The organism is Selenomonas sp. oral taxon 126 (assembly GCF_001683335.1).
Lineage (GTDB): Bacteria > Bacillota > Negativicutes > Selenomonadales > Selenomonadaceae > Centipeda.
In genome coordinates this window covers 1,175,857-1,182,926 of the sequence record NZ_CP016201.1, presented here as the reverse complement: position 1 = coordinate 1,182,926, position 7,070 = coordinate 1,175,857, and the positions used below count along the sequence as shown (strand labels likewise).

The 7,070-nt window shown below is 59.5% G+C and carries 7 protein-coding genes; 6 read left to right on the top strand and 1 reads right to left on the bottom strand.

What is annotated here, in order from left to right:
- A partial coding sequence (gene rsmI / locus AXF19_RS05260) for a 16S rRNA (cytidine(1402)-2'-O)-methyltransferase (RefSeq protein ID WP_237141704.1) occupies positions 1-285 on the bottom strand: 285 nt, incomplete at its 3' end.
- A 185-nt stretch (positions 286-470) separates the two neighbouring features.
- Here rsmI and AXF19_RS05255 point away from each other — a divergent pair.
- The 6 genes from AXF19_RS05255 (at position 471) to AXF19_RS05235 (ending at position 6,859) form a co-directional block, all read left to right on the top strand.
- Positions 471-1,160 carry a response regulator transcription factor gene (locus tag AXF19_RS05255; RefSeq protein ID WP_066846017.1) on the top strand — a complete coding sequence of 230 codons (690 nt, stop codon included), beginning with the start codon at positions 471-473 and terminating at the stop codon, positions 1,158-1,160.
- Entirely contained in the window at positions 1,144-2,583 is a 1,440-nt protein-coding gene (locus AXF19_RS05250; RefSeq protein WP_066846014.1) for a sensor histidine kinase, read from the top strand. The genes AXF19_RS05255 and AXF19_RS05250 overlap by 17 nt, the downstream gene beginning before the upstream one ends.
- 126 nt (positions 2,584-2,709) lie before the next feature.
- A complete protein-coding gene (gene rfbD / locus AXF19_RS05245; protein ID WP_066846010.1) occupies positions 2,710-3,564 on the top strand; it encodes a dTDP-4-dehydrorhamnose reductase in 855 nt (284 codons plus the stop codon).
- A gap of 341 nt (positions 3,565-3,905) precedes the next feature.
- Complete coding sequence (locus tag AXF19_RS15185) at positions 3,906-4,055, top strand: secretion protein HlyD (RefSeq protein ID WP_084784773.1); 150 nt, start codon at positions 3,906-3,908, stop codon at positions 4,053-4,055.
- Between the two features lie 17 nt (positions 4,056-4,072).
- Positions 4,073-5,320, top strand: a complete 1,248-nt coding sequence (sstT, locus tag AXF19_RS05240) for a serine/threonine transporter SstT (protein ID WP_066846006.1) — start codon at positions 4,073-4,075, stop codon at positions 5,318-5,320.
- 24 nt (positions 5,321-5,344) lie between these two features.
- Positions 5,345-6,859, top strand: coding sequence for a subtype B tannase (locus AXF19_RS05235; protein ID WP_066846003.1), 1,515 nt, complete (start codon positions 5,345-5,347; stop codon positions 6,857-6,859).
- Positions 6,860-7,070 lie beyond the last annotated feature (211 nt).

Here is a 7,070-nt window from a genome sequence, read left to right as displayed (position 1 = left end):
GCCGGGGTCGGCGATGCCCGGGAGCCCCGCGTCGCTGACACACACGACGGTCTCGCCCGCCTGCATCCGCGCGATGAGTTCCGCGCCTTTTTCCTCTTTATTGTGCTCGTGATAGCTGGTCATGGGCGTGTGGATGTCATAGTGTGCAAGGAGTCCGCGCGTATGACGCGTGTCCTCGGCTGCAATCACGTCCGCCGTGCGCAGCGTTTCAACGGCACGGTAGGTGATGTCGCCGAGGTTGCCGATGGGCGTGGCGCAGAGATAGAGCCGTCCTGTCACTGTCATTCCTCCGATTCCTCGTTTTCGTTTCTTTCTTTTTTATACGGTACAGCGGGCGCATTGTCAAGAACAGGTTGCAGAACCGGTTCTACTCTTAAAAGTTCGATTATATTTCTCATTTTTCACTTTTCATTTCCACCTCCTTCATATATAGTAATGACATATTTAAGGAATGACGAGGTGGATATCATATGGATGAAAAGAAGACACGTGTCCTCGTTGTCGAGGACGAGGTGCGCATTGCGCGGTTCCTGCAGATGGAGCTGGAGCACGAGGGATTTGAGGCAGAGACTGAGGGCAACGGCACGCGCGCCTATGAGCGCATCATTCAGGAGAATTTCGATATCATTCTGCTCGATGTCATGCTGCCGGGCATGGACGGTATTGAGATCTGCCGCCGCGTCCGCACGGTCTCGAACGTGCCCATCATCATGCTGACGGCACGCGATGCAGTGGAGGACCGCGTAGAGGGTCTGGACATCGGCGCGGATGACTACATCACGAAGCCGTTCGCCGTGCCCGAGCTCTTGGCGCGCATCCGCAACGCCCTGCGCCGCCGCGACATCTCGACCGAGGACGCCTCGGATCGCCTCACGGTGAAGAATCTCATCATGTTCCTGTCGCGCTACGAGGTGCAGGTGGACGGCGAAACCGTCGCCCTCACGAAGCGCGAATACGATCTCTTGGAGTATCTCCTGCGTAACAAGCGCACAGTGCTGACGCGCGATCAGATCCTCCAGGAGGTATGGGGATTCGACTACACAGGCGAGACCAACGTGGTCGACGTCTATATCCGCTACCTGCGCGCCAAGCTGGATGACCGCTTCCACAAGAAGTACATCTACACGGTGCGGGGCGTCGGGTATGTTGTCCGCGACTAATTCGCGCCTTGCCCGCTGGATCGACCGCCATTTCTACATCCGCATTTCTACGAAGATCACCCTGCTGTACGCGGCAATCCTCTTTTTCGTGCTCATCCTATCGACCGGCATTCTGGGGATTGGCGCGTACATCTATTTTTATCGGCAGGCGGAGGTCGATCTCGACCGCAGCATCCGCCATGTGATGAACAACATCGAAAGCGGCAATGCGGCGGAGGCGAAATTCTGGTTCGAGGGGCCTGTCATCCCCGGCGTCATTGTGCGCATCACCGATCGTTCCGGTCGTGTTGTGCTCGATACGGACGCCCACTTCCCCTCGATCGAGACCGTCGAGAATGGACGAATCACAACGCCAATCTGGGCAAATCCCGATATGGAGGTCTCCGAGTTCAAAGGCGGTACGGTTTATCATGCGCGGCGCAACATTGAGTACGACGGTATTCCCTATCAAATCCATTTCTTCCGCACGATCACAACAGAAACGGACTTTTTCAACGCCCTGCAGCGACTGCTCTTCTACACGGTTGCAATCTGCTTTGTGCTCGCGCTGCTCGCAGGTCATTTCATCAGCCGGCGCATCCTGAAGCCCATCCGCGAGATCACGTGGACGGCACGCAGCATCGAGGTGGAGCGCCTCGGCCGTCGTCTCGATGTACCGCGTGCCCGCGACGAGCTGGCAGAGCTTGCACGCACGTTCAACCGCATGCTTGACCGTCTGCAGGAGGGCTTCCAACAGGAGCAGCGCTTCGTCTCCGATGCCTCGCACGAGCTGCGCACGCCGCTCACGGTCATCCTCGGCTACTCGGATATGCTCTCGCGCTGGGGGCGCGAGGACAGGAACATCCTCGACGAGGGCATCACCTCCATCCGCTCGGAGGCGGAGAATATGCAACAGCTCATCGAGAAGCTGCTCTTCCTCGCGCGTGCCGACCAGAAGCGCCAGGCGGTCAACAAGGAGGAGGTGGATCTCGCCGAACTCCTCGCCGATACAATGGAGAAGATGCAGACGGTGACGACCTCGCACGAGGTCACGCTCGGCAGGAACGATCCCGCGACGGTCGAGGCCGATCCCGTGCTCCTACGCCAGCTGCTGCGCATCTTCCTCGAAAACAGTCTGAAGTACACACCCGCCGGCGGTCACATCCATGCCTACTCGATCCGATCTGCAGACGACTCGTCGGTGACGGTGACGCTCACCGACGACGGCATCGGCATCGCGCCCGAGCATCAGGCACGCATCTTCGACCGATTCTACCGCGTGGACTCCTCGCGCACGAAGGAGACGGGCGGCTCGGGTCTCGGGCTCTCGATCGCACGCTGGATCGCCGAGCGCCACGACATCAAGATCGTGTTGCGGAGTGCGGTGGACGAGGGAACGACAATCACGCTCACGATCCCGATCGTTCATGACGAAACTGCATAAAATATATGAAAAGACGCTGCCTATCTAGTACACGGGCAGCGTCTTTTATGGTACAATAAATCTATATGTTATGTATGTTGCGATATTGTATGCGATGATGTATTGATACAGAAAGGACGAATTGCTATGAAGATCCTCATTACAGGTGCAACGGGACAGCTGGGTCACGACTGCGTGGAGGAGTGCAGGGCGCGCGGGCACGAGGTACACGGTGTCTCCTCGGAGCTCTTCCCGCTCTCCGACGAGAACGTCATGCGCGCCGTCCTCGAAGCGGTCGAACCCGATGCCATCCTGCATGCGGCGGCGTATACAGCCGTGGACAAGGCGGAGGACGAGCCCTCGCTCTGCCGCAAAATCAATGCGGCGGGCACGGAGATTCTCGCGCGCCTCGCACGTGAGCGCGATGTGAAGCTCCTCTACATCAGCACGGACTACGTCTTCCCCGGCACAGGCGACACGCCCCACGAGACGAACGCGCTCACCTCCCCGCACAACGTCTACGGCGCGTCGAAGCTCGCGGGCGAGGAGGCGGTGCAGCAGGATCTTGACAAATACTTTATCGTGCGCACCTCGTGGGTCTTTGGTCTGCATGGCAAGAACTTCGTCAAGAGCATGCTGCAGCTTGCCAAAACCAATAAAATTCTCTCCATCGTCAACGATCAGATCGGCTCGCCCACCTACACGCGCGACCTCGCGCCGCTGCTTGCGGACATACTTGAGTCCGAAAAGTACGGCATCTACCACGCGACGAACGAGGGGTTCTGCTCGTGGGCGCAGTTCGCGCGCGAGATCTTTCGTCAGGCGGGCGTGGCGGTCAACGTCACCAACGTCCCCTCGCATATGTACCCAACGAAGGCAACGCGCCCGAAGAATTCGCGCCTCAGCAAGAAGTCGCTTGACGACGCGGGCTTCCACCGCCTCCCTCCGTGGGAGGATGCCGTCGGGAGGTTCTTGAAGGAGTTGAAAGAAGCGGGGGAATAGCTGTATGCCTCCGATATGGCGTGATGTGTGAGAGCCTCCCCCGTGCGACACGGGGGAGGGGGACCGCGTGAGCGGTGGAAGGGGCGCCATGTACGAGCAAAGCACCCCCCTCATCCGGAGTAGTGCTTCAAGCAATGTGTTCCTTTCTATCATGCGAAAACCTCAACAGCCACAAGCGCCCCTATCGGCTCACTACGTTCGCCACTTCCCCCGTCTTGGACGGGGGAAGCTAATATACCATAATCTCTGCCCCTCTCCATGTATACCCCGATAGAATCGTGACAAACCTGCCCCATTAGTGTATAATGGGGCATATTTTTATCTAGGGAATCGCTGATAAGATGAACACCGTCAGATTGGTGCAAATTTTTTGTCCTGTCAAGGAGACAAACCGGACGCATAGCAAAAGCTATGTGGAGGATTTGTCGACGCAGAGAGGGCGAAAAAGATGCGCTAAGATGGCGGTGCTGAATTTATCAGTGCTTCCCTAACTAAAGGGGGAATCTTCTTGCTCACCAGCATCAGCCGCAAGTACCGCGAAACGGCGCTCATCAAGCTCATCGCGGTCGGACTCATCATCGGTATCCTCATCGCGCTCTACGCGCCCGCGCTCATTCCCATCGTCGCCGTACTCGGCGATGTCTTCGTCCGCGCACTCAAGGGCGTTGCGCCGATCCTCGTCTTCGTCCTCGTCATGAACGCAATGGCGCAGCGCACGGTCGGCTCAGGCGCGGCACTGCGCCCCATCGTGCGCCTCTACGTCATTGCAACCTTCCTCGCATCGCTCGTCGCCGTCGCATACTCCTTCGCATTCCCGTCCACGCTGCATCTCGTCGTGGCAGATGCGACCGTTGCGCCACCGAGCGGCATCGTCGAGGTCGTTCACAACCTCATCATGAACGTCGTGGACAACCCGCTCCACGCCATCGCGAACGCAAACTACATTGGCATCCTCGCATGGAGCGTCCTCGCAGGCATCGCCCTGCAGAAGGCAAGCGCAACGACCAAGAACACCGTGCGCGACTTTGCCGTCGTCATGACGCAGATCGTGCTCTGGGTCATCCGCTTCGCCCCGTTCGGCATCATGGGACTCGTTGCAGACGCAGTTGGTACGAGCGGCGTGGACGCCCTCATCGGCTATCTGCAGCTGCTTGCCGTCCTCCTCGGCGCATTCTTCTCCGTCGCCCTCATCATGAACCCCATCATCGTCTGGCTGCACATCCGCCGCAATCCGTTCCCGCTCGTCTTCACAACGCTGCGTGAGAGCGGTATCTATGCATTCTTTACACGCAGCTCGGCGGCAAATATCCCGGTCAACCTCCAGCTCTGCAAACGCCTCGGACTGAACCCCGAGGTCTACTCCATCTCCATCCCGCTCGGCGCAACCATCAATATGAGCGGTGCAGCTATCACGATCGCGATCCTCTCGCTTGCGGCAGCACATACGCTCGGCGTCGCAGTTGACCTGCCGACCGCGCTGCTGCTCTGCCTCATCGCCACTGTCGGTGCGTGTGGCGCTTCGGGCGTTGCGGGCGGCTCGCTGCTCCTCATCCCCGTCGCCTGCTCCTCGTTCGGCATCAGCAACGACATCGCCATGCAGGTCGTCGGCGTCGGCTTCATCATCGGTGTGTTGCAGGACTCCTGCGAGACCGCACTCAACAGCTCCACCGACGTGCTCTTCACAGCGACGGCAGAGTTCACGGAGCGTGCAAAGGCGGGCACGCTCACGGCGGAGGATATGACGCCGAAAAGCTGATATTTCACACAAGGGGACAAGCGCATGACATACACACAGCTTCTAAAAATACCATTTCTTGCCGCGCTGCTCAGTCTCCCGCTCTCAGCCGCACATATATCTGCATCCGCAGATACAGGAACGCAGCCTCTCCCGCCTCTGACGGGGGAGGCTGCCGCCATTGCAGGCATACTGGCGGGAGAAAATCTGCCGCACCTCAAACTCAATCCCGCATCCTATACGGATGAAACGCTGATTGTAGGTGGGCAGACAGTTGCATTCCGCGCCTACCGCGACATTCCCTACGCCGTGCGCCCGAGAGATAGGGAGCGTGAGCGCATGAGCATCTTCATCCCCGCCGCCTATTTCTCGGGCGGCACGGTGAACGGCTACACGGCAAAGACCGCGCCGATCTTCCTGCCGAACGGCGTGGGCGGCTATATGCCGGGTGAGATACTCGCGCCCGCGCTCGACGGGACGAAAGCAAACGCCTCCCTCGTCGCGCTCTCGCGCGGCCTCGTCGTCGCCGCGCCCGCCATCCGCGGACGCACAGACAGGAATAAGGAGGGCGTCTACGTCGGCAAAGCCCCCGCCTGCATTGTCGACTACAAGGCAGCCGTCCGCTTCCTCCGCTACAATGCCGCACTCCTGCCCGCAGGGAATACAGAGCGCATCATCGCGAGCGGTACGAGCGCGGGCGGCGCACTCTCCGCCCTCCTTGGCGCATCGGGAAACAGCCGCGACTATGACGAGGAGCTTGCCGCCATCGCCGCCGCGCCGGGACGCGACGACATCTATGCCGCGAACTGCTACTGCCCCATCACAAACCTCGAGCACGCCGACATGGCATACGAGTGGATCTTTGCGGGTGTGATGGAGAGTCCGGCAGCAACCCCGATGACAGCGGATGCCATTGCAGCCTCCGCGCGCCTCAAGGAGCTCTTTCCCTCCTATCTGAACAGTCTCATTCTAAAGGATGCAGTTGGTACGCCCATGCAGGTATGGACAGACGGCTCTGGCAGCTTTACGGAGTACATCAAGGCAATCTATCGCGCATCGGCGCAGAGTGCCGTGGACGGCAAGATGCCGCTTGATGGCGCGGACTGGTTCACCGTAAAGGATGGCAAGGTCACGGACATTGATCTTGCAAAATACGCCGTCTGGGCGACGCGGCTTAAGGCCGCGCCCGCCTTTGACCGATTCGACCGCAGCTCGGGCGAGAACGATGTCTTCGGCACGGAGGACAATACGCCGCGCCATTTCACAGACTTCTCGCGTCAATATGACACGACGCACGGCGACCTTGCGCCCGACACAGACATCCGCCGCATGAACCCGATGAACTACATCGGCACGGCGGGCGTTCGGACGGCACCACACTTCCGCATCCGCCACGGTGCAAAGGATCGCGATACGGCGATGCCCGTACCCGCCATCCTCGCCCTGCGCCTCCAAAATGCGGGCGTTGCTGTGGACTTCTCCGCCCCGTGGGGGCAGGGACACGGCGGCGACTACGACCTAAAGGAACTCTTTGACTGGATTGACCACATTTGCAAATAAGGACATATAAAAGGGGCTGTTGCACGAAGTTGTTTTGACTCCGTACAACAGCCCCTGTTCGTGTTAGCGCTCAAGGCGCCCCTACCACCGCTTTGCGGTCCCCCTCCCCCGTGTCGCACGGGGGAGGCTTTTCGTTATGGCATATTAGCTTCCCCCGTCGCAACGGGGGAAGTGGCGAACGCAGTGAGCCGAAAGGGGCGCTCATGCAACA

Bases quoted from the DNA above. Each gene is read 5' to 3' on its own strand.
- rfbD (WP_066846010.1), top strand. From the start codon at position 2,710: ATGAAGATCCTCATTACAGGTGCAACGGGACAGCTGGGTCACGACTGC.
- AXF19_RS05235 (WP_066846003.1), top strand. From the start codon at position 5,345: ATGACATACACACAGCTTCTAAAAATACCATTTCTTGCCGCGCTGCTC.
- AXF19_RS15185 (WP_084784773.1), top strand. From the start codon at position 3,906: ATGAACACCGTCAGATTGGTGCAAATTTTTTGTCCTGTCAAGGAGACA.
- AXF19_RS05250 (WP_066846014.1), top strand. From the start codon at position 1,144: ATGTTGTCCGCGACTAATTCGCGCCTTGCCCGCTGGATCGACCGCCAT.
- AXF19_RS05255 (WP_066846017.1), top strand. From the start codon at position 471: ATGGATGAAAAGAAGACACGTGTCCTCGTTGTCGAGGACGAGGTGCGC.